The sequence below is a fragment of the Defluviimonas salinarum genome (assembly GCF_026013545.1).
Classification (GTDB): Bacteria; Pseudomonadota; Alphaproteobacteria; order Rhodobacterales; family Rhodobacteraceae; genus Albidovulum; species Albidovulum salinarum.
In genome coordinates, this window is the sequence record NZ_JAPDOG010000003.1 from 67547 (window position 1) to 90563 (window position 23017).

Below are 23017 nucleotides of genomic sequence, written 5' to 3' on the forward strand. Positions count from 1 at the left end.
CTTTCGGATCAAGAGGCAGGAAGTGTGCAGGATCGGCGCGGGCTTTCAGGCCCTGTCGCGACCGGGCGTGACTGGATTGCGCCGTTCGGGCAGGAGAAGCGAGGCATCGCCATAGGAGAAGAACCGGTAGCCTGCCGCGACCGCGTGGTCATAGACGCGGCGCATCCGCTCCACGCCCATCAACGCCGAGACCAACATCAGGAGCGTCGATTTCGGCAGGTGGAAGTTGGTCATCAGCCCGTCGGTCACGCGGAACGCATAGCCGGGATAGATGAAGATGTCGGTCGGCCCGCGCCAGGGACGGACCTGGCCATCGGTGCCGGCCGCGCTCTCGATCAGCCGGAGCGCGGTGGTGCCGACCGGGATCACCCGGCCGCCGGCGGCGCGGGTCGCGTTGATCTCGTCCGCCGCCTCGTCGGTCACCTCGCCCCATTCGGCATGCATCTTGTGGGTGGAGACATCCTCGACCTTCACCGGCAGGAAGGTGCCGGCGCCGACATGGAGCGTGACATGGGTGAAGCTGACGCCCTTCGCGGCGAGGCGCGCGAGCAGCTCGTCGTCGAAATGCAAGGATGCCGTCGGCGCCGCGACCGCGCCCGCGCGGCGGGCAAAGACGGTCTGGTAGTCCTGCCGGTCCTGGTCGTCGGGCGACCGCATCGCCGCGATATAGGGCGGCAGCGGCATGTCGCCAGCCTCGGCAAGCGCCGCGTCGAACTCTTCGTCCGACAGGTTGAAGTCAAGCTCCGCCTGCCCCTCGGCGATCCGCGTCACCGCGGCCGACAGCCGGTCCGAAAAGCGGATCTTCTCGCCCTCCTTGAGCTTTCTCAAGGGCTTGACAAGCGTGGCCCAGGTCCCGTCGGGGCGCGGCTCCAGAAGCGTCACCTCGATCCGTGCGACCGCCTCGCCCTGCCCGGTCGTCCGCACCCGCGTTCCGGCGAGCCGCGCCGGCAGTACCTTGGTGTCGTTCAGAACCAGCCGGTCGCCGGGGCCGAGCAGATCGACAAGGTCGCCGACATGGAGGTCCCGAATCTCGCCGCCCTCGACGAGGCAGAGCCGCGCCGCCGAACGCGGCCGCACCGGCCGGGTGGCGATCAGCGTGTCAGGCAGTTCGAAGTCGAAATCGGAGAGTTTCATGGGCTGGGTTTCGGCGGGCTGGAGCGGAAGATCTCGCGGAACATGCCGGGAGTGAGGATCGAGAGCGGGTTGACACTGACGCGGGGCGCATCCGCGTTGCCCGCAAGGCGGTAGTTGAAACCGAAGAGCCCCTCGCCCTGGCGCGAGAAGATCTGGCCGATCCCGTTGAGCATATAGATCGGCGAGACGGTGCCCTGCAAGTCCATGCGCTTGGCCGCCGTCTCGTAGCGGCCCGAGGCCGAGATGCCGAGCGAGGGACCGGTGGCGGCACCGCTGCGGATGTCGACCGCGTCGGGCGTCAGGTGGAACTCGCCCGCGACGTTGGAAAAGAGAATGCCGGGGCCGGAGAGCTGGGTGAGCAGCCCTACGACGGAAACTGCGTCGAGAAGTGCCGCAAGAACCGGCGCATCGACGACGCGGATATTGGCGATCCGCACGGCGCCGTCATAGGCACCCGACGTGCCGACCGGCCGCAGGCTGAGGTCGAGCCGTCCGCCCACCGCGCGGGTGAAGATCCCCGCGGCGCGCAGCGTCGTGCCGGCGTCGTTGCTCTGGATCCGGAAACCGCTCCGGGCGCCGGACGGCTCGGCCGTTCCCGAGATCAGCGCCTCGCCGTTGACCCGCCCGATGAAGTCGCCCGCCAGCCCCGCCTCGGTCGTGAAGTTGCCACGGAAATCGGTCACGGCGATGCCGTCCGATATCTGCAGCCGGTCGAGCGCCACAGAGAGCGGCGCGCCGCTCTGGCCGCGGTCCGCGCTGCCGAATCGTGCCTTGCGCATGTCGAGCCGGCCGGACTGGACGACGATACCCACCGGCGCGCCGCGGCCCCGGCCGCGCAGTTCGAGGCGGCCGTCGAACCAGTCGTCGAGCCGCGCCGTTCCGAGGCGCACCGCGTCAAGCCCGCCATCCGGTTTCAGCGCGATGTTTCCGGCGACCGACAGCCCCGCTGCCTCGACCTCCATCCGGTCGACCTCCACCGGCTTGCCGAGCCGGCCGCGCAGCATCAGCCGGCCGCTGCGCTCGGCGGCCTTGCTCCAGCCGATCGCGGGAATCCCGAGTGTGAGGCCCGCGAGGTCCGAAACGAATTCGAACGCCGGCGGCTTGCCGCGTTCGAGGTCGATCGACATCTGCCCGATGCCGGTGCCGCGCACCGATCCCGGCGGCAGCGCGATCGCGAATGCGTCGAGCGCGCGGGGCGACAGCTCGACCGTGCCCTCGACCCGGCTCTTGCCGCGATGCTCGGGCCCGAAATCCTGCCTCCAGGTCATTTCCACCGGCACGCCCGAGAACGTGGCCGGGCCGGAAATCGCCATCCCCTCTCGAGAGGCCGTGAGATCAAGCGTGCCGGCCATCAGCACCCGCCCCGGCGCGAGCCGGTCGGAGCGCACGTTGGAAAGCTTGCCCGTAACCTTGTAATCGACGTCCTTGGGCTTGATCTTGCGCATCAGGACGAGGTCGAGAATGGTCTCGATCCGGGCTCGCCCCTCGGCCAGATCGACCGGCCGGCCGGCCTTGGTCAGGAACTGAAAGGGCGGCCGGTCCAGAAGCGACAACGCCGCGGTGATCGTGCTTTCGGTCTTCAGCGTGATCCGCGACGGTGCGGGCTTGATCCTGAGATCGGGGATCTCCATCACCGAACCCGCGACATCAATATCGCCTCCCGCCGGCGCCACGACGTGGCCGCGATCGACGACGAGCGTGTATCTGTAGTCGGTGATCGACGCATGGCCCGCGCCGTTCCGGATCGGCGGCAGGGTCTTGAGAATCCGCACCTCGGTATCGCTGTATTCCCATCCGAGCGCAAAATGCGGGTCTTCACCGGGCCGCAGGCGGAAAGCCGATTTCACGTTCGACAGCACGCTGGTCGCGACGTTCTCCTTGAGCCAGGCGCGGGTCTTGGGCACCGCCGCGACCGGCCAGAGCGCCATCAGCCGCTTGCTCTCGATCTCGTTCACAGCGACATCGACACCGACCGCCCAGCCCTCGGGCTCGGCAGCGGCCCGGCCTCGGGCGCTGATCCGACCGCCCTCGTCCACCAGCACGAGCTGGCCGAGATCGAAGGTGAACGGGTCGAGGCGGAGCCGGAAATCCATCGCGCCTTGCGAGATCGTGACCGGATCGTCAAAGACGCCCTCGGGATCGGCCTTGAGCTCGCTGATCGCGACCTGTCCGATCAATGTCTGCGGCAGCCCGGCCTCCAGGTCCTTGAGCCAGGCCTTGACGGACGCGCGGACCCGCAGGGCAGGTCCGTCGACCTCGAGGTCGGTAAAGGTCAGTGCCGCGCGTTCGGGATCGTAGGCCATGTCGAGCCGGACCCGGTCGAAGCGGACCGGCTTGGTGTCGGCGGTGGGCCTGAGCGCCCCGGCGCCGATCTCCAGCGTCGACGTGAGCAGGCCGACCCTGCCTTCGGCATCGACCTCGGAGCGGATCGCGCCCGAGATCGGCGCGTCGAGCGCACCGAGCCAGGCCAGCGCCGGCGATTGCGCGGCGAGGTCGCGCGCCGAGACATCGGTGATCTCGGCGGTAAGGTTGGCCGCGGGCGAGTGCTTGTCGGATGTGAAGCCGAGCTTGGCCAGCGCCGGCGGACCGCTGCCCTCGGCCAGCGCGATCGACAGATCGATCGCTATCCGCTTGGCATCCTGCTCGAAGGCGAGAAAACCATCGCTCGCGCGCCAGACCCGGCCGACCCGAAGATCCTCGAACTCGACCTCCATCCCGTCGACCGTGACCGTCTCGATATCCTTCAGGACCGGTAACGAAAAAAGCTGGTCGATCCCGTCGAGCAGCGCCTCCGGCTTTAGCGCCGCGCCTCCGGCGGCCGCCCCGGCGCCGACATCGACGTCGAGGCTGCCATCCACGAGCCGGCGCAAGGCGATCCGGGTGCCACCGAGTTCAAGCGCGCGCGGCTCGATCCGCCCGCTCAGCATCGGCTTTGCCCAGAGCGTCGTCGTCACTTCCGGCAGAACCGCGATCCGGTCTCCGCGCGGCGAGAAAAGTTCGACACCGCCGAGCCGCACATGCGGCGTGAAGTCCTCGTCGACCAGAAGGTCGACATCGAGGATCCGGGCCGAGACCCGGCCCGCCAGGACCCGGTTCGCCCGCGCCTCGATCCGCTCGACCGCCCAGGCTGGCGCCGGGACGACCCGCCCCGTCAGCGCAAGCACCGCGACCGACAGGAGCACCGCCACCAGGGCGAGGCTGAGAATCAGCCATGCGCCCAGGCGGCGGCGCCTCGGCGTCTTGACGGTGGTGCCCACGCTGTTGCCCTGCTCGTCCATCCTGCCGCCGTTTCCCGGTGCCCGCCCGATCGGGCGGCCCGCTTCCGGGGCTCCCTTTATCTTTCACGAAAGCGAAGTAAAACAGAAGCCCGAACGTACCGGCAAAGGATAGCACGCCCATGCTCGCGCCCTCAGACCAGGCCCCGGATTTCACCCTGCCCCGCACCGGCGGCGGCACGGTCACACTTTCGGGCATCGCGCCGAGAAAGACCGTGCTCTACTTCTACCCCAAGGACGACACTCCGGGCTGCACGACCGAGGCGCTCGATTTCACCCGCCTAGCCGACGAGTTCGATGCCGCCGGTGCGGTCGTCATCGGCATATCCAAGGACAGCGTGAAGAAGCACGAAAGGTTCTGCGCCAAGCACGGGCTCGGCGTGATCCTCGCCTCGGACGAGGCGGGCGACACCTGCGAAAGCTACGGCGTCTGGGTCGAGAAGGCGATGTACGGCCGCAAGTACATGGGGATCGAGCGCGCGACGTTTCTCATCGACGGGACCGGACGCATTGCCCGGATCTGGCGCAAGGTGAAGGTCGACGGCCACGCGGCCGAGGTTCTCGACGCGGCGCGCGCGCTGTGACGCTAGCGCTGGCCGAGATGGCGGTGGAGGTGCTGACCACCGCGGACGGGCGCGCCAAGACCGCGCTCTCGCACGCCCATGCCGCGCGCTGGCGCGAGGCCCGCGCGGCCGGCAGCCCGCTCGCCGTGGGCCGGGCCGAACCGCCGATGCGCCCGGCGCGGCCCGACAAGCCTGAGCTCCTGCCGCCGCGCGAGGTGCCGCGCCGCCGCACCGGAACCGCACAGGGCCGGATCGCGCTCCTGCACGCGCTGGCGCATATCGAACTCAACGCCGTGGACCTGCACTGGGACATCATCGCCCGCTTTACGCATGTGCCTATGCCGATTGGCTTTTACGACGACTGGGTGAAGTCTGCCGACGAGGAGTCCAAGCATTTCAACCTCCTCTGCGACTGCCTCGAAAGCTGGGGCAGTCACTACGGCGCGCTTCCCGCCCATGCCTTCATGTGGCGCGCGGCGGAAGACACGGCGGAGGACCTTCTGGGCCGGCTCGCGGTGGTGCCGATGGTCCTTGAGGCGCGCGGGCTCGACGTGACGCCGGGCATGATCGAGATCTTCGGGCGCGCGGGCGAGACTGCCGCGACCGAGGCCCTGCGCGTGATCTATGCCGAGGAGGTCGGCCATGTCGCCTATGGCGTGAAATGGTTCAACTGGCTCTGTGGCCGCGACGGGCTCGATCCCAAGGAGGTCTTCCACGGCCTCGTGCGCAGGTACTTCCACGGCGCGCTGAAGCCGCCCTTCAACGAGGAAAAGCGGGCCGAGGCGGGACTGCCGCCCGACTTCTACTGGCCGCTCGCCGATGAGGTCAAAGACGCGCCGGGCACCGCCGGATTTCGCTGATATCGCGCGGCGATATCGGCGATTTCTTGCCGATTCCGGCGGGTTCCGGCCGATGCCCGCCCGCACAGGGCCAAAGAAGTTGCGGCACGGCTACCCGATTGGTAAGGCCCTGCCCAAGCGCCATTAGGGGATGGGGCACGCTCTCTGGATGAGCCAATCAACGGGGACAGGATTGCCAGCACGTCTACTCGGCCGCATGCACGCGGCAATTGAACGCCGCCTGCCGGAACAGCGCCTGTTCCTGCGTTCCGATACCGAAACCCGCTTCATTCGCCTGAAACCGGTCACCCAGGCGGTGGCTCTGTCCGGCATGGCGCTGATTCTCGCCTGGTCGATCGTCGCGACCGCCGTCCTCTTGATGGATTCGATCGGTTCGGGCAGCGCCCGCGAACAGTCGCGCCGCGAGCAGGCCAACTACGAGACCCGGCTCGACGCGCTCTCGACCGAACGCGACAAGCGCGCCGAGGAAGCCGCCGCCGCGCAGGAGCGTTTCGCGGTGGCCCTTGGCCAGGTTTCCGCGATGCAGTCCGCCCTTCTCGCCTCCGAGGAGCGCCGCAAGGAGCTTGAAACCGGCATCGGCGTGATCCAGGCCACGCTGCGCCGCACCATGACCGAGCGTGACGCGGCGCGCGGCAAGATCACGGAACTGGCCGCGGCCGCTTCGGAAGGCCCTGCCCTCGCGCCCGCCGGTGGCCTGCGCGGCGAGGACGTGACCGAGACGCTCGATTTCGTCACCGCCGCTCTCGACCGCACCGCGACCGAGCGCGACGAGATGGCCCAGAAAGCCCTCGACGCGAAGGACGAGGCCGACGAGATCGCCTTCGAGCTGAAACTGCTCGAGCAGCGCAACAACGAGATCTTCGCCCAGCTTGAAGAGGCGGTGACCGTCTCGATGGAGCCGCTGGACAAGATGTTCTCCTCTGCCGGGCTCGATCCGGAGGAGCTGATCGAAAAGGTCCGTCGCGGCTATTCCGGCCTCGGCGGTCCGCTCGGGCCGCTCGCCCCGGCGGCGATACCGGGCGGCGACGCCGATGCCGCGCGTGCGGCAAAGATCCTCGAAGGGCTCGACCGGATGAACCTCTACCGGATCGCGGTGGAAAAGGCGCCTTTCGCGACGCCGCTCAAGACCTCCTATCGCTACACATCGGGCTTTGGCCGCCGCTGGGGGCGGATGCACGAGGGCACCGATCTCGCAGGCGCGCACGGCTCGCCGATCCTCGCCACCGCCGACGGCACCGTGATCCATGCCGGCTGGGAATCCGGCTACGGCAACCTCGTCAAGATCCGCCACGAATTCGGTATCGAAACCCGCTACGGCCATATGTCGAAAGTCCGCGTGAACGTGGGGCAAAAGGTCTCGCGCGGGGACAGGATCGGTGATATGGGGAATACCGGCCGCTCAACCGGGACGCATCTGCACTATGAAGTGCGCGTGAACGGGAAGGCGATCAATCCGATGACGTATATCAAGGCAGCAAACAATGTTTTCTAAAAGCAGGATCAACGAGCCCGGACCGAAAGCGGGCACCGAGACCGAACAGCCCAAGGCCCCCGAGCCCGCAGCGACCAAGCCTGCCTTCGACTATTCGGCGAGCACGCCCAAGGCGAAGCCGCCGGCATCGGTCCTGTCCTCGGACCTCACGATCACCGGCAACATCAAGACCACCGGCGACATCCAGGTCGAAGGCGTGGTCGATGGCGACATCCGTGCCCATCTCCTGACCGTCGGCGAAAGCGCCACGATCAAGGGCGAGATCGTCGCCGACGACATCGTGGTGAACGGTCGCGTGATCGGCCGGGTTCGCGGGCTGAAGGTGCGGCTCACCTCCACCGCACGGGTCGAGGGCGACATCATCCACAAGACGATCGCGATCGAGTCGGGCGCTCATTTCGAAGGCTCGGTCCAGCGCCAGGAAGACCCGCTCGCCCAGGGTTCGTCGAAGCCCGCAGCGCCGAAGCCGGCACCCGCCACGGCGAACTGACGCGGCCGATCGGCTGGTTCCACGAGGGCATCCCAGCGGGATGCCCTTTTCGTTTGCGTCTCAGCGCACCGCCATCAGGCGCCGGTACATGTGCCAGGTCGCGTGACCGAGCACCGGCAGGACGATGAACAATCCCAGGAACAGCGGCAGCATCCCGACGAAAACCAGCGCCGCGATCACGCATCCCCAGATCGCCATGACCGGCGCATTGGCCATCACCGCCTTCGCCGAATGCACCATCGCCGTGACAAAGTCGATCTCCTTCTCCAGAAGCAGCGGCAAACCCGCTGCGGTGATCGCGAAGAGTACCGAAGCGAAGGCCGCGCCAATCGCGCCGCCGATCAGGAGCATCACCGGACCGTTGCCCTCGAGGAACAGGCTCATGGGATCGAGCCCGGAGGTGAACGCCCTGAGCCCCATGAAGAGCGCGAAAAGCGCATGCGCCACGAAGACCCAAAAGAGGAAGATCACGATGATCACTGCCGCCATCGCCGGGATCTGGCGGTCCTTCTGGGCGAAGACCACGCCGAGCACCTCGCCCCAGGCAAGCGGCTCACCCGCTTCGATCCGGCGGCTCACCTCGTAAAGTCCGACCGCCGCGAAGGGCGCGAGGAGCGGGAAGCCGACGGCGACCGGCGCCAGCCACCACTGCTGCCCCGCGAGAGCGTAGACGTAGTAGAGCAGGAGCCCGCCTGCGACATAGACCGCGCTGAAGAACAACCCGAAATGCGGCGCACGCAGGAAATCCTTGAGCCCGAGCCTGAGAACCGCGCCGATATCCGACCGTTCGACCCGCCGAATCTCCGGCAGAGGATCTGGTCCGCGTTCCACCTGTTCCATGTCTCCGCCTCCTCTCTCTCGCCCTGAGAGAAAGGCTAGGCCACCCGGCCAGAGTCTGGCAAGTGTTTGATGCCGGGGCTTAATCCTCGGCGCGGGCCTCGGCGCGGCTCTTGCCCGCGACATCCATGGCCAGCGTCGCCGCCATGAAGGCGTCGAGATCGCCGTCGAGCACCCCTTGCGTGTCCGAGGTCTCGTGCCCGGTGCGCAGGTCCTTCACCATCTGGTAGGGCTGCAGCACGTAAGAACGGATCTGGTTGCCCCAGCCCGCGCTGCCCTTGGCCTCGTGCGCGGCGTTGATGTCGGCGTTGCGCTTGTCGAGCTCCATCTGGTAGAGCCGCGACTTCAGCGCCTTCATCGCGATGTCGCGGTTCTGGTGCTGCGACTTCTCCGACGAGGTCACGACGATCCCGGTCGGCAGGTGGGTGATCCGCACCGCCGAGTCGGTGGTGTTGACGTGCTGGCCGCCCGCGCCCGAGGAGCGGTAGGTGTCGATGCGGATGTCGTTCGGGGCCACCTCGATCTCGATATTGTCGTCGACGACGGGGTAGACCCAGACGCTCGCGAAGGAGGTTTCACGCGTGCCCTTGCCAAAGGGCGAGATCCGCACGAGCCGATGAACGCCGCTTTCCGATTTCAGCCAGCCGTAGGCGTTCGGCCCGGAGATCTTGTAGGCGCACGACTTGGTCCCGGCCTCGGCGCCCGGTTCCTCGGACTGCAGCTCGACGGTGTAGCCGCGCTTCTCGGCCCAGCGGACATACATCCGCTGCAGCATCTGCGCCCAGTCACAGGCCTCGGTGCCGCCGGCGCCGGCGTTGATCTCGAGGAAGGTGTCGTTGCCGTCCGCCTCGCCGTCGAGAAGCGCCTCGAGTTCCTTCGCCGCCGCGACCTCCTTCAGCGCCTTCAGGGACGCCTCGGCCTCGGCGACGATGTCCTTGTCGCCCTCCATCTCGCCAAGCTCAATCAGTTCGACATTGTCGTTGAGCTCGCGCTCGATCCGGCGATAGGTCTCGACCGCGTCCATCAGCATCTGCCGCTCGCGCATGAGCTTCTGCGCCCGCGCCGGATCCGACCACAGGTCGCCGTCCTCGATCATCGCGTTGAATTCCTCGAGCCGGTGCGGCGCCGTCTCCCAGTCCATCCGCTGGCCGAGGAGCTTCAGCGACTTTCCGATCGCCACGACAATGTTTTCCATCTCGGCGCGCATGGCCGTCGTCCTTCCGTTCGTTCGTCCGGCGTGATAGCCGAGCCGCCCGCCCCCGGCAAGGGCGGCCATCCCCTTCATCTTGCCTCAAGCCTCCTCGGGGGCGTCCATTGGTGCGCCATTGGTTCGAGCCCAATGGACGACGGGGGCAGACAGCCCCCGTTACATCCGCCGCAGATCAGTAAAGCCCGCCCGAACTCAGGGTGCCGAAATCGGCCTTCTTCGGGATCACCTTCTTCTTCCCGGTCGAGGTGGTGACCGTGGTGCCGCCCTCGTCCCCGCCAACTTCGCCATAGGCATAGAGCGGCAGATTCTGGCCCATCGCGAAACCGCCGTCGACCATCGCGCCGAGACCGAAGATCGGGATCGCGCCGTCGCGGAAGAACTCGGCCTGCGCGAAGTCGCCGCCGACGCCATCCGGCAGCCGCTCGCCGGTGAAGCGGTTGATGTTGATGAAATGCCCGCCCGGCGGAACCTTGAACTCCGTACCGCCGTATTTCTTCACCGCCTCTTCCATGAAGGCGTTGAAGACCGGCACGCAGAGCGTACCGCCATAGGCACCCTGGCCGAGCGTGCGCGGCTGGTCATAGCCCATGTAGCAACCCGCGACGATGTTCGACGTGAAGCCGATGAACCAGACATCCTTGGCGTCGTTCGTGGTGCCGGTCTTGCCGCCGACCGGCACCGGCAAATGCACCCCCGAGCCCGATCCGCGCTGCACGACGCCCTGCAGCATCGAGGTGAGCTGGTAGGCGGTCACCGCGTCCATCACCCGCTCGCGGTTTGACACGATCCGCGGCGCGGCGCCGGGATCGAGACTCGCGAGCCGGCAATCGTCGCACTGGCGCTGGTCGTGGCGGTAGATCGTGCGGCCCCAGCGGTCCTGCACCCGGTCGACCAGCGTCGGCTCGACCCGCTCGCCGCCATTGGCGAACATCGCGTAGGCCGCAACCATCTTGAACAGCGTCGTCTCCTGCGAGCCGAGCGCGTTGGCGAGATAGGGAGAGAGCCGGTCATAGACGCCGAACCGCTCGGCATAGCCCGCGACCGTGTCCATGCCGACCTCCTGGGCGATCCGGACGGTCATCAGGTTCCGCGACTGCTCGATCCCGGTCCGCATCGGGGTCGGGCCGTAATACTTGTTCGAGGCGTTCTTCGGCCGCCAGAGCCCCTGCGGCGTGTTCACTTCGATCGGCGCGTCGACCACGATCGTCGCGGGCGAGAAGCCCGAATCCAGTGCCGCGGCATAGACGAAGGGCTTGAACGCCGACCCCGGTTGGCGCTGCGCCTGGGTCGCGCGGTTGAAGACCGAGGACTGGTAGGAGAACCCGCCCTGCATCGCGAGCACGCGGCCGGTATTGACGTCCATCGCCATGAAGCCGCCCTGCACTTGCGGCACCTGGCGCAGCGACCAGCGCTGGAACGAGCCGTCGTCCTTTGCGAGGGCCGCGACCAGCACCACGTCGCCCTTCGAGACGAGATCGCCCGCGACCTTCGCCTTGGGCCCGAGTCGGCCGTCGGCCTGGCGCTTCTTCGCCCAGGTCACGTCCTCGGCGGGAATCCAGTGGCCGTCCTCGTCGTCCGAGACCCCCTCGATGCCGATCCGCGCGGCGCTTTCGCCGACCTCGAGCACCACCGCCGGCAGCCAGCCCTCCACGTCGCGCGGCACGTCGACCGCCGCCAGCGCGGCGCGCCAGGCCGCTTCGCTCTCCAGCTCCTCCGGCTTGAGCACCTTGCGGGTGCCGCGCCAGATCCCCTGCCGCCGGTCGAAGCTTTCGAGCGCCTCCTGCAGCGCGACCGCCGCCTGACCCTGCATCTCGGGATCGACGGTGGCACGGATGGTCAGGCCGCCGCCGAAGAACTCCGCCTCACCGAAACTCTTGGAGAGCTGGCGGCGGATCTCGTCGGTGAAGTAGTCGCGCGGCGGCAAACTACCTTTGAACGACGGATAGTCTCCATTTAACACTGTCTTGAGGGGCGCGGCCTGTGCTTCTTTGAGCTGCTCTTGGTCAATGTAACCATTCTGATACATCTCCCGGAGAACGTAGTTGCGGCGGCTAACAGCCGCGTCCATGTCTCGAACGGGGTGTAGTCCTCTGCCTGGCGATTTCGGAAGGGCAGCCAAATAGGCCGCTTCTTCGGGTGTGAGTTGAGACAGCGTCTTATTGTAGTAGGTTTGCGCAGCTGCTGCGACGCCGAAACTCCTCTGACCGAGGTCGATCTCGTTGAGGTAGAGTTCAAGAATCTTGTCCTTGGACAGAGAATCCACGAGCCGTGTCGCCAAGATCACTTCTTTGATTTTTCGCTCGGCTTTGCGTTCGCCCCCAAGAAAGAAGTTTTTTGCGACCTGCTGTGGAATTGTTGACGCGCCACGCAGGGTTTCACCTCGCGTGCGAATGAAGTCCCACAATGCACTCGCCATGCCGCGCGCGTCGAACCCCTGATGCGTGTAGAAATTCTTGTCCTCGGCCGAGATGAAGGCCTCTTTGACGATATCCGGGATTTCCTCGACCGGCGCGAAGATCCGCCGCTCGGTGGCGAACTCGTCCATCAGCCGTCCCTCGCCGGAATAGATCCGGCTGATGGTTTTCGGCGTGTATTGCACGAGGTATTCGTGATCCGGCAGGTCGCGGCTGTACATCCAGAACACCGCCCCCACCGACAAGGCGGCAAATACCGCCCCGGTGACGAGCCAGCTGAAGAAGCCGCCGAAGAATGACAGGATGAACCGGATCAAAGGGAACCCCATTTCTGAACGGGCCGTCTATACAGCGCCAGCGCCGGACGGTCAAAACAACTTCCACCCCGCCCCCGTTCCCGGCGGCCCCTTGCCGCAAGGTCAGCGCCGGATAAGCCGCGCCTCCGCGGCATCGGCGACGGCCCAGTCGTTGAGCGCCGCCAGAATCGCCTCCTGCATCGCCGCACGCCAGACCGGATCGGCAAGCCGCCTGCGGTCACCCTCGGAGGACAGGAAACCGAGTTCCAGAAGCACCGACGGAATGTCGGCCGATTTCAGCACCGAGAACTCCGCCTCCTGGATCGGGTGGCGGTGCATCCTGCCGCCGGTGGCGCTGATCGACGCGGCCAGTTCGCGCGCCAGGCGCTCGGCGCGCGGTCGGGTCTCGGCGCGCGCCATGTCCATCATCACCGAGGCCACGAGGTCGTCCTGTCCGCTCAAGTCAACTCCGGCAAGGAGGTCCGCCCGGTCATGGCGTTCGGCGAGCTTCGCCGAAGCCGCGTCGCTCGCCTCCTCGGCCAGCAGGTAAACCGTGGCGCCGGTCGCCTCTCCCTCGGCCAGCGCGTCGGCATGGAGCGACAGGAACACGTCGGCCGAGGCCGCGCGCGCCGCGCTGATCCGCGCTTCCAGCGGAACGAAGTCATCGGCCTCGCGGGTCAGGACCACGGTCATCCCTTCATGGCGCAGCCGCTCGGCCAGTTCCTGCGCGAACGACAGCGTCACATCGGCTTCGTGGATCTTGCCCACCTCGGCTCCGGGATCGATGCCGCCGTGACCGGGGTCGAGCACCACGATCAACGGCGCCTCGCCGGTCTGGCGCCGCTTCGGCGCGCCCTGGGGTGCGGGCTTCGGATCCGCCCAGCGCGCGCCCTCGGGCACGCCGCCTGCCGTCAGCACGGCGAAATCCGCCGCCGGCACCGGTTCCAGCCGCACCCGGATCGCCGCGCTGCGGTCGCCCGCGATCCGTTCCTCGGCGCTGGCGATCCTGTAGGGGCCGTCAAGCTCGGCCACGAGCCGCGACCAGCCCGCGCGGATCGGTCCCCAGCCAAGCTCCGTCACCCGCGCGGCGCTGTCGAGTTCCGCGGGCCGCGCCGCCGCGAAATCGACCTCGGCGAAATCGAGCACCAGCCGCGGCGGTTCGGCGAGGAGGAAGGCCCGGTAAGGCACCGGCTCGCTGATCGCGAGATCGAGCGCCACGCCTGCGCCCTCGTCGGCCACGCGCGACGCGGCGGGGTCGAGCTTTGCCGGCGACGCAGGCTCCTCGGCCTGCGCCGCGAACGCCGCGACGGCACAAAGCGCCCCGGCGAGCGCCGCCCGGACCCCATGGTCGACCATCAGGCCCGGTCCCTGCACCGCGTCGCCATGAAGGCCTGCAGCCGCGCCAGCCCCTCGCGGATATCGGCGGTCGAGCGCGCGTAGGAGAAGCGCAGTGTCCGCGCCCCGCGTGCCGGGTCGAAGTCGAGCCCCGGCGTCACCGCGACGCCGGCCTCCCGCAGGATCTCGGCGGCGAAGCCGAGGCTGTCGTCGGTCAGGTCGGTGACATCGGCATAGATGTAGAACGCCCCGTCCGGCGGTGCGATCTTCGTGAACCCGGCCTTCGGCAGCCCTTCCAGCATCAGCCGCCGGTTCTCGGCATAGACCGCGCGGTTGGCCTCCAGTTCCGGCTCGCAGTCGAGCGCGGCAAGGGCGGCGACCTGGCTCGCATGGGGCGGGCAGATGAACATGTTCTGGGCCAGCCGCTCCACGGTGCGGACATGGTCGGGCGGCACGACCATCCAGCCGATCCGCCAGCCGGTCATCGAGAAATACTTGGAAAAGGAGTTGATCACATAGACGTCGTCCGAGATCTCCAGCGCCGATACGGCGCGCCCCTCGTAGTGGAGCCCGTGATAGATCTCGTCCGAGACGAAGGCGACGCCCTTCGCATGGGCGGCCTCGATGAGTTTGGCGAGCCCGGCGCGGTCGAGCATCGTTCCCGAGGGATTGGCCGGCGAGGCGACGATCAGCCCCTTGATGTCGTCGGGGATATCCTCGGCGCGCGGCTGGTAGCGATCCTCGGGCCGGGTCTCGAGATCGACGGGCTTCAGGCTCAGCGCCTTGAGGATCTGCCGGTAGGAGGGATAGCCGGGCGCGCCGAGCGCCACCCTCTCGCCCGCGTCGAAGAGCGCGGTGAAGGCGAGGAGGAACGCGGCCGAGGAGCCCGCCGTCACCACGACGCGGGCGGGATCGAGCTCGACCCCGTACCAGCGCCTGTAGAGCCGCGCGATGCCCTCGCGCAGCGCCGGAAGGCCGAGCGCCACGGTGTAGCCGAGCGCGTCGCGCTCCATCGCGGCGGCGAGCGCGGCGCGGGCACCCTCCGGCGCAGGGGTCGAGGGCTGGCCCACCTCCATGTGGATGACATGGCGGCCCGCCGCCTCTGCGGCGCGTGCGGCCTCCATCACGTCCATCACAATGAAGGGATCGACCACGGCACGGCTTGATAAGCGCATCTGCCCCTCTCTATCTTGGCCCCGAACCGGGTCCGTTCATTCCAGCCCCGGCGCGCGGCGTCAATGCCCCAAGGGGCCGGGGTTGCGTCCGGGGCCGGAAAGGGCGAGACCAGAGACGCGACCGGGCGCGGCGGAACCGCGCCCACATTGAGGAATCGTGCATGAAACTCGCCCCGCTGGTGCTCGCCGCCACTCTCGCCACCCCCGCCGCCGCCTTCGACGTCTCGTCGATGAGCGATGCCGAACGTGAGGCGTTCCGCGCCGAGGTCCGATCCTACCTTCTCGAACACCCCGAGGTTCTCTCCGAGGCGATCGACGTCCTGCAGTCGCGCCAGGCGGAAGCCGCCGCGAGCCAGGATCTCGCGCTCGTCAAGGCCAACGAGAGTGATCTCTTCGCCGACGGCCATTCCTTTGTCGGCGGCAACCCCGAAGGCAGCCTGACCGTCGTCGAGTTCATCGACTACCGCTGCGGCTACTGCCGCAAGGCCCACGCCGAGGTGGCAGAGCTGATCTCCTCGGACGGCGACATCCGCTACATCGTCAAGGAATTCCCGATCCTCGGCGAACAGTCGATGATCGCCTCGCGTTTCGCCATCGCCGCGCTCCAGACGCATGGCGAGGAGGTCTACCAGAAGATCAACGCGGGCTTCTACGAGAGCTTCCGGGGTGACGTGACCGAGGCGACGCTGGAATCCTTCGCCGACGAGCTTGGCTTCGACCCGGCCCCGGTTCTCGAGCGAATGAACGCGCCGGAGGTGACCAAGGTGATCGAGGAGAACCACCTCCTCGCCCAGCGCATGCAGATCTCGGGCACGCCCACCTTCGTCATGGGCGGCCAGATGCTGCGCGGCTACGCGCCGCTCGCGACCATGCAGGCGATCGTCGCCGAGGAACGCGGCTGAAGGCTCAGTCGCAGGCTCAGACCCCTTCCGCCAGAGCCGGAACGGACCGGCGCGGCAGCAGCGCCAGCACGGCGAGCGAGGCGCCGCTCGCGAGGACGAAGAGCGCGGGCAGCGGCACCCAGCCGATCATCAGCCCCACGAGCATCGGCCCGACGAACTGCCCGGCCGACAGCAGGAGGAAGGTGAGCCCGAAGCCGACCGCCGGCGCTTCGGCCGAGAGGTCGAGGCTCCACATCCCGAGCGTCGCGGCCATGAACACGAAGAAGCCGCCGAAGACGAGTCCCGAGCCGAGAACCGCCACCGGCCCCTGCCCGGCCGCCAGCATGAGCGTCGCCACCGCGATCCCCGCCTGGAAGACGGCAAGCGACCGGATCGGGCCGATGCGGCCGACGATCCGGCCAGCGAAGGCGCCGGCGAAGCCCGCGAGGCCGACGAGGCTCCAGAATACCTGACCGAAGGTCGCCGGATCGAGCCGGTGGCCGGCAAGCACGATGGTGGTCCGGCCCGCCGTTACCAGATCGACCGAGAAGGCCCAGTAGATCGAGGTGGCGATGCCGATCAGGAAGGCGACGGCAAAGAGCCGCCCGCGCCCTCCCGAGGTCATCCAGCGCCAGTCCAGCTGGCCGAATCCAACGGCATTGCGCGCCGCGACCGGCGGCAGGATCGCCACGCACCAGAGCGTGGAAAGAAGCCCGAAGCCCGCGAAGATCGCCCAGGCCATGCGCCAGTTCTCGCCCAGCAGGATCGCCACCGGCCCGCTCAGCATCACGCCGAGGCTCGTGCCGGAATTGATGACCGCGTAGATCCCCTTCCGGCGCGGCGCCGTTACGAGCGTGACGATGATCTCTGAAAACGGTGTATAGGCGAGGCCGGGGCTCACGCCCGCGACGGTCACGCCGAGGATCAGCATCCAGGGCGCCGTGGCACCGGCGATGAGCGCCATGCCGAGCGCCGCAGCGAGCCCGCCAAGCAGGACCGAGAGGCGCGGCCCGACGCGGGTGGAAAGGTAGATGCCCGCCAGCGTGATCAGGAAATAGCTCGCATAGGAGGCCGCCGCCGTCAGTGCGAGCAGGCGGTCGGAGAGATCGAAGACCTCGCGGAACACCGGCAGGAACAGCCCGTAGGCATAGCGCGCGAGCCCGTAGCTCGTGGCCACAATGCAGACCCCCGGCGCGACGAGGCGGTAGTCGAGGAGCTTCACGCGGGCATCTGCGCCGCAGGCGCTTGAATTTCCGTGCATTCTCGAAATCTCGACTCTGAAGACCGGAACGGTCCGGCGAGCGCGATCATTGGCGCGGGCGGGCGCGAATCCTTTACCATTCGCGCCCTCCGCCGGCCGGATCGCGACTTCCGCCGCCGCCCCGCAACTGACACAGATCATGGCGTCCGGTGCGGGTGGCTGGTCCAAGGGGAATGCAGCTGCGACAGGATCCCGCCATGACCGCCCCCCTCGACGGCATCACCGTCCTCGACCTGACCCATGTTCTCGCCGGCCCCTTCGCCACGGCGACGCTCGGCGATCTCGGCGCCCATGTGATCAAGGTCGAACGGCCCGGCACCGGCGACGACACCCGCGCCTTTCCGCCGTTCAAGGGCGAGGAAAGCGCCTATTTCGCCGGGCTCAACCACGGCAAGCTCTCTATCGCGCTCGACCTCAAGGCCGGGGCCGACCGGGCGATCTTCGAGCGTCTCCTCGCCCGCGCCGACGTGATCCTGGAAAACTACCGCCCCGGCACGATGGAAAAGCTCGGCTATGGCTGGGACACGCTGTCGGCGCGTTTCCCGCGGTTGATCTACGGCGCGGTGTCGGGTTTCGGCCATACCGGGCCGGAGGCCGGAAAACCCGCGTATGACATGGTGGTGCAAGCACGCGGCGGGGTGATGTCGATCACCGGCGAGGAAGGCGGGCCGCCGGTGCGCGTCGGCGCATCGATCGGCGATATCGTCGCGGGGATGTACCTGGTGCAGGGGGTGCTTGCCGCGCTGCTGCGCCGCGACCGCGACGGACGGGGTGCCAAGGTCGACATCTCGATGCTCGACGCCCAGCTCGCGATCATGGAGCACGCGGTCGCGATCACCTCCGTCTCGGGTAATCCACCCGGCCCGACCGGCGCGCGGCACCCGACGATCACGCCGTTCTCCACCTACCGCGCCGCCGACGGCTTCTTCGTCATCGCTGCTGGTAACGACGCGCTCTTCACCAAGCTCTGCGCCGCCCTCGGGCTCGACGACCTGCCCGCCGATCCGCGCTTCGCGAGCAACGCGGCCCGCTGCGAGAACGTGCATCTCCTCAAGCGCCTGATCGAGGCGGTGACGCTCGACCGCCCCCGCGCCCACTGGATCGCGGCGCTGGAGGCGGCGGGCGTGCCGACCGGCCAGGTCCAGAACATGGCCGAGGTGCTCACCGATCCGCAGCTTCTCGCCCGTCACATGGTGACCGAGGTTCCGGCCCGCCCCGGCGGTGCCGCCTTCACCGCCGCCGGCAACCCGATCAAGATGACCGGACTCGCCGATCCTGCTCCGCGCGGGCCGGCCCCGACGCTGGACGGTGACCGGGCGGCGGTTCTGGACTGGCTCGACAGGGACTGAGACCGAGGCCGCCGCTCGCTCGGGCGGCCGCGCGTCACTTCATCATCGCCACGTCGGCATCGGTGGTGAAGATCATGTCCTCGCCGCCCGCGCCCATGTGGCAGGCGATGCAGCCGGCATCCGCGCCCTTGCCGACGAGCCCGGCCAACTGCATCCCCGCAGGGTTCTTGTCGAGCGAACCATCGGGCAGGTACTTGACCCAGAACCAGTTTCCGGTCTCGTCGTCATAGCCCTCGGCGCGCTGGAACATCACTGTGACGGCGCCGAGATGACCGGACGGATCGCCGAGCACCTCGTCGACGCTCACGCCTGCGGGGCCGTAGTTGCGCTTGACGATCAGCCTGCCGTCGTGGCCATCGACCGTCGCGCGGGTGTAGAAGGTCTCGAGCATCATGCCGTGGGGATCGGTGCCCTCATAGGGGAAGGCCATGATCGCGTTGTCGCCGACAAGCCGCTCGGCCACCATCACGTCCCAGAGAAGCGCCGCGTAGGCCGCATCCTCCTCGCTGCCGAAGGGGGCGTCCTGCGCCGCTGCGCCGGTCGCCGCGAAGGCCGCTGCCGCGGCGGTCGTGATAATGTGTCTCATGCTTCCCTCCCAGGTCCGGTTTCGCGTTCCCCAAGAGTAGCCGAGACCCTTTTCACGGCGGTTCAAGCCGCGGTGACCCATCGGCACGATCGCGTGACCGGCCACGGCCTCGTGAGCGATCGTGCATCGACAGGGGCGTGTTGCAGGCGGAGAATGCCCGCGGAGGTCGAACCGATGCACCTCGCCCTTGCGCTGCTCTTCGCACTCATTGTCCCCGCCGGTCCGGTAAGCGCAGATATCTGCGTCACCAATGCCGACCGGACCCGGCTGCTCTTCGTCGCCGAGACCGACGGCGGGATCCGTGTGATCGCCTGGCTCGACCCCGGCGGGCGGCTCTGCGCGGAGGGTGCCGGGTCAGGCCGCGTCAGCGTCTATGAGACCGAGGACAGCCTCGAAGGCTGCACCCGGCTCGTGCCGCCCGACGGCGCGGACGTGCTATTGCGCTACACCGCCTTCGACCGCTGCCTCTGGCAATCCCATCTCGACTGACCGGTCCTCCGTGCGGCAGAACCGCCAATTCTGACGGAGTTGAGCCGCCATCTGACGCGGACAGGCCTTGCCTTGGCGTCGCTCTGGCCTAGAAAGGCAATGCGCCAGGACATCCGGAGAAAGCCATGACCGACGATCCCCTCGTGATCTTCACGCCCTCGGGCAAACGCGGGCGGTTCGCGCCCGGCACGCCCGTCCTGACGGCCGCGCGACAGCTCGGCGTCGACCTCGACTCGGTCTGCGGCGGGCGCGGCATCTGCTCGAAATGCCAGATCACGCCGGGCTATGGCGAATTCCCCAAGCACGGCGTCACCGTGAGCGAGGGCGCGCTGTCGGAATGGAACGAGGTCGAGGCCCGCTACGACCGTATCCGCGGGCTGAAGGAAGGCCGGCGGCTCGGCTGCCAGGCCAAGGTCTGCGGCGACGTCGTGATCGACGTGCCGCCGGAAAGCCAGGTCCACCGCCAGGTGATCCGCAAGTCGGCGACCGTGCGGGACATCACGATGGATCCGGCGACCCATGCCTATTACGTCGAGGTCGTCGAGCCCGACATGCACGAACCCTCGGGCGACTTCCAGCGGCTCTGCGACGCGCTGCGCGACCAGTGGCAGATCGAGGGGCTCGAGGCCGATGCGAGCCTTCTCGGCAAGCTGCAGCCGGTGCTGAGGAAGGGCGAGTGGAAGGTCACGGTGGCGATCCACCGCGACCACCGCAACAAGCCGCGCGTCATCGACATCTGGCCGGGCTTCTGGGAGGGCCGGCTCTACGGCCTCGCGATCGACCTCGGGTCGACCACCATCGCCGCTCATCTGTGCGACCTCCGCAACGGCAACGTGCTGGCGTCCTCGGGCCTCATGAACCCGCAGATCCGCTTCGGCGAGGACCTTATGAGCCGGGTGAGCTACGCGATGATGAATCCGGGCGGCGACCGGGAGATGACCAATGCCGTCCGCACCGCGATCAACGGGCTTGCCCAGGCGATCGCCACCGAGGCGCATGTCGATCCGGGCCAGATCGTCGAGACGGTTTTCGTCTGCAACCCGGTGATGCACCACCTGTTGCTCGGCATCGACCCGGTGGAGCTCGGCCAGGCGCCCTTCGCGCTCGCGACCTCCGAGAGCCTGTCGCTCGCTGCCCGCGATCTCGACCTCACCGCCATCCACCGCAATGCGCGGGTCTATGTGCTGCCCTGCATCGCCGGCCATGTCGGCGCCGACTGCGCCGCCGTGGCGCTCTCGGAAGAACCGAACAAATCCGAGGACATGGTGCTGATCGTCGACGTCGGCACCAATGCCGAGATCCTTCTCGGTAACAAGGACCGCGTCCTCGCCTGTTCCTCCCCCACCGGCCCCGCCTTCGAGGGCGCGCAGATCAGCGCGGGCCAGCGCGCCGCGCCCGGCGCCATCGAGCGGGTCGAGATCGACCCCGCGACCAAGGAGCCGCGCTTCCGCGTCATCGGCTGCGACCTCTGGTCTACCGACGAGGGCTTTGCCGAGGCGACCGCCCAGACCGGCATCACCGGCATCTGCGGCTCGGGCATCATTGAGGTCGTGGCCGAGATGCGGATGGCGGGCATCCTCGACGCCGGCGGCCTGATCGGCTCGGCCGAGCAGGTCGGCACCGCGCGTTGCGTCGCGACCGGGCGGACCAACGCCTATGTGCTCCACGACGGCACCGCCGCGGGCGGGCCGCTGATCACGGTCACGCAGGGCGATATCCGCGCGATCCAGCTCGCCAAGTCGGCGCTCTATGCGGGCGCGCGGCTCCTCATGGACGAGCTGAACATCGACAATGTCGATCGGGTCGTGCTCGCCGGTGCGTTCGGCGCCCATATCTCGCCGAAACATGCTATGGTTCTTGGCATGATACCCGATTGCCCGCTCGACAAGGTGACCTCCGCCGGCAACGCCGCCGGCACCGGCGCGCGCATCGCGCTGAGCAACATCGCCTCGCGCGCCGCGATCGAGGAGGAAGTCGGTCGCATCTACAAGGTCGAGACGGCGATCGAGCCGCGCTTCCAGGAGCATTTCGTGGCCGCCAACGCGATTCCGCACGCGACCGCGCCGTTCCCGGAACTGGCGGCGATCATGACCCTGCCGGATGTCAGCTTCAACACCGCGGGCTCGGGCGCCGAAGGCGGCCGACGCCGCCGGAAAGGATGACGGCAGACCCGATCGCCGAACTGCTCGCGGGCGTCGCCCGCGCCGACCGCGAGTGCTTTCGCAGGCTTTACTCCGAGACCGGAGGCAAACTCTTCGGGGTTTGCCTCCGTATCCTTGGTAACCGGAGCGAGGCCGAGGACGCACTCAAGGAAGTGTTCGCGCGGGCCTGGCAGGACGCCCGCCGTTTCGATGCGTCGAAGGGCGACGGCATGGTCTGGCTCGTCGCGATAGCCCGCGACCATGCCATCGACCGGCTCCGCGCCCGTCCGGCGCGGGCCACCGACGGCGCTGCGCCGCCGGACCGTGCCGAAGTCCTGCCCGATTCCGAAGCGCCGGCCGCAAAGGGCGCGGCGCGGCGCCTCGCCGATTGTCTCGAACTGATCGACCCGGCCCGCTCCGCCGCCCTGCGCAGCGCCTATCTCAGCGGGTTGAGCACCGAAGCCCTCGCGCACCACCATGACGTGCCCCTCGACACGATGCGGTCCTGGCTCCGCCAGGGGCTGGCGAAACTGAAGGAGTGCATGGAGGCATGAACGAACCCGCCAGCGACATGCCCGAACGCGAGGCGCTTGCAGCCGAATATGTCCTCGGCACGCTCGCCCTGCCCGAACGGCTCGCGGCGGAGGCGCTGGTCGACAGCGATACGAACTTCGCCCGGCTGGTCGATGAATGGCGGGACCGGCTCTCCCCGCTCAACGCCGGATACGCGCCGGTAACGCCGCCTCCCGGCCTTCTCGAGGCGGTCGAGAAGCGGCTCTTTCCGGAGCCCGAGGCGCCGCATCGACGCCCGTGGCTCTGGGGCGTTCTCGCCGCGGCCGCGCTTGCCGCGCTCGCCCTCGTCACGGTTCTGCCAACAGCCCGGCCGCCAGCCGCGATCGTGGTGACTTTGACCGGCGAGAACCAGCCGCTCGTCATCGACGCCCGCTTCGACCCGGAGGCGGGCGAACTGACGATCACCCGCAGCGCTGGCCCGGCCGCTGCGCCCGGCCAGGACCACGAACTCTGGCTCATCCCCGAGGGCGAAGCGCCGATCTCGATCGGCCTCGTTCGCGAGGGCGACCTGACGATCCCGATCGCGACCCTGCCCGCCGGCACCACGCTCGCCGTCACGCTCGAAGCCGAGGGCGGCGCGCCGACAGGCGCCGCGACCGGCACGCCCCTCGTCTCTGCCCTGATCGGCGGGAGTTGAACGGCGGTCGGTCACCGTC

At 68.2% G+C, this 23017-nt stretch carries 19 protein-coding genes; 10 read left to right on the forward strand and 9 right to left on the reverse strand.

Going from position 1 to position 23017, the window contains the following annotated elements; translation table 11 throughout:
- Positions 1–45: 45 nt before the first annotated feature.
- Both queA and OM960_RS04340 read right to left on the reverse strand, forming a co-directional pair.
- Positions 46–1134 carry a tRNA preQ1(34) S-adenosylmethionine ribosyltransferase-isomerase QueA gene (gene queA / locus OM960_RS04335; protein ID WP_264771165.1) on the reverse strand — a complete coding sequence of 363 codons (1089 nt, stop codon included), beginning with the start codon at positions 1132–1134 and terminating at the stop codon, positions 46–48.
- Positions 1131–4412, reverse strand: coding sequence for an AsmA-like C-terminal region-containing protein (locus OM960_RS04340; RefSeq protein ID WP_264771166.1), 3282 nt, complete (start codon positions 4410–4412; stop codon positions 1131–1133). The genes queA and OM960_RS04340 overlap by 4 nt, the downstream gene beginning before the upstream one ends.
- Positions 4413–4531: 119 nt before the next feature.
- Between OM960_RS04340 and OM960_RS04345 the strand changes: the two genes are divergently transcribed.
- The 4 genes from OM960_RS04345 (at position 4532) to OM960_RS04360 (ending at position 7814) form a co-directional block, all read left to right on the forward strand.
- Positions 4532–4993 (forward strand): peroxiredoxin, encoded by a 462-nt coding sequence (locus OM960_RS04345; RefSeq protein ID WP_263338828.1) that lies wholly within the window; start codon positions 4532–4534, stop codon positions 4991–4993.
- A 17-nt stretch (positions 4994–5010) separates the two neighbouring features.
- Complete coding sequence (locus OM960_RS04350) at positions 5011–5832, forward strand: ferritin-like domain-containing protein (RefSeq protein ID WP_264771315.1); 822 nt, start codon at positions 5011–5013, stop codon at positions 5830–5832.
- Between the two features lie 172 nt (positions 5833–6004).
- Positions 6005–7324, forward strand: a complete 1320-nt coding sequence (locus OM960_RS04355; protein WP_264771167.1) for a M23 family metallopeptidase — start codon at positions 6005–6007, stop codon at positions 7322–7324.
- On the forward strand, positions 7314–7814 hold the full coding sequence (locus tag OM960_RS04360; RefSeq protein WP_264771168.1) for a bactofilin family protein: 501 nt from the start codon (positions 7314–7316) through the stop codon (positions 7812–7814). The genes OM960_RS04355 and OM960_RS04360 overlap by 11 nt, the downstream gene beginning before the upstream one ends.
- Before the next feature lie 60 nt (positions 7815–7874).
- On the opposite strand, the gene OM960_RS04365 is transcribed toward OM960_RS04360, so the two are convergent.
- The 5 genes from OM960_RS04365 to OM960_RS04385 all read right to left on the reverse strand — a co-directional run bounded on the left by OM960_RS04365 (position 7875) and on the right by OM960_RS04385 (position 15081).
- Positions 7875–8654, reverse strand: a complete 780-nt coding sequence (locus OM960_RS04365) for a DUF2189 domain-containing protein (RefSeq protein WP_264771169.1) — start codon at positions 8652–8654, stop codon at positions 7875–7877.
- Positions 8655–8733: 79 nt separating this feature from the next.
- The gene (prfB, locus tag OM960_RS04370) at positions 8734–9858 is read right to left on the reverse strand and encodes a peptide chain release factor 2 (protein WP_264771316.1); all 1125 of its coding nucleotides are present in this window, start codon (positions 9856–9858) and stop codon (positions 8734–8736) included.
- A gap of 175 nt (positions 9859–10033) precedes the next feature.
- Positions 10034–12592, reverse strand: coding sequence for a penicillin-binding protein 1A (locus OM960_RS04375; RefSeq protein ID WP_264771170.1), 2559 nt, complete (start codon positions 12590–12592; stop codon positions 10034–10036).
- A gap of 102 nt (positions 12593–12694) precedes the next feature.
- On the reverse strand, positions 12695–13927 hold the full coding sequence (locus OM960_RS04380) for an N-acetylmuramoyl-L-alanine amidase (protein WP_264771171.1): 1233 nt from the start codon (positions 13925–13927) through the stop codon (positions 12695–12697).
- Positions 13927–15081, reverse strand: coding sequence for a pyridoxal phosphate-dependent aminotransferase (locus OM960_RS04385; RefSeq protein ID WP_264771172.1), 1155 nt, complete (start codon positions 15079–15081; stop codon positions 13927–13929). Before OM960_RS04385 ends, OM960_RS04380 begins: the two co-directional genes overlap by 1 nt.
- A 161-nt stretch (positions 15082–15242) precedes the next feature.
- Between OM960_RS04385 and OM960_RS04390 the strand changes: the two genes are divergently transcribed.
- Positions 15243–15983, forward strand: coding sequence for a DsbA family protein (locus tag OM960_RS04390; protein ID WP_264771173.1), 741 nt, complete (start codon positions 15243–15245; stop codon positions 15981–15983).
- A gap of 16 nt (positions 15984–15999) precedes the next feature.
- Here OM960_RS04390 and OM960_RS04395 read toward each other — a convergent pair whose 3' ends face one another.
- Positions 16000–17184: an MFS transporter gene (locus tag OM960_RS04395; protein ID WP_264771174.1), complete on the reverse strand. Its 1185-nt coding sequence runs from the start codon at positions 17182–17184 to the stop codon at positions 16000–16002.
- Positions 17185–17420: 236 nt separating this feature from the next.
- Between OM960_RS04395 and OM960_RS04400 the strand changes: the two genes are divergently transcribed.
- The gene (locus OM960_RS04400) at positions 17421–18572 is read left to right on the forward strand and encodes a CaiB/BaiF CoA transferase family protein (protein WP_264771175.1); all 1152 of its coding nucleotides are present in this window, start codon (positions 17421–17423) and stop codon (positions 18570–18572) included.
- A 34-nt stretch (positions 18573–18606) separates the two neighbouring features.
- On the opposite strand, the gene OM960_RS04405 is transcribed toward OM960_RS04400, so the two are convergent.
- On the reverse strand, positions 18607–19158 hold the full coding sequence (locus OM960_RS04405; RefSeq protein WP_263338851.1) for a cytochrome P460 family protein: 552 nt from the start codon (positions 19156–19158) through the stop codon (positions 18607–18609).
- Positions 19159–19332: 174 nt separating this feature from the next.
- Here OM960_RS04405 and OM960_RS04410 point away from each other — a divergent pair, with 174 nt between their 5' ends.
- The 4 genes from OM960_RS04410 to OM960_RS04425 all read left to right on the forward strand — a co-directional run bounded on the left by OM960_RS04410 (position 19333) and on the right by OM960_RS04425 (position 22998).
- A complete protein-coding gene (locus OM960_RS04410; protein ID WP_263338854.1) occupies positions 19333–19647 on the forward strand; it encodes a hypothetical protein in 315 nt (104 codons plus the stop codon).
- A 125-nt stretch (positions 19648–19772) separates the two neighbouring features.
- Positions 19773–21809, forward strand: a complete 2037-nt coding sequence (locus OM960_RS04415) for an ASKHA domain-containing protein (protein WP_264771176.1) — start codon at positions 19773–19775, stop codon at positions 21807–21809.
- Positions 21806–22342: a sigma-70 family RNA polymerase sigma factor gene (locus tag OM960_RS04420; protein WP_264771177.1), complete on the forward strand. Its 537-nt coding sequence runs from the start codon at positions 21806–21808 to the stop codon at positions 22340–22342. Before OM960_RS04415 ends, OM960_RS04420 begins: the two co-directional genes overlap by 4 nt.
- Entirely contained in the window at positions 22339–22998 is a 660-nt protein-coding gene (locus tag OM960_RS04425) for an anti-sigma factor (protein WP_264771178.1), read from the forward strand. The genes OM960_RS04420 and OM960_RS04425 overlap by 4 nt, the downstream gene beginning before the upstream one ends.
- Positions 22999–23017: the final 19 nt, after the last annotated feature.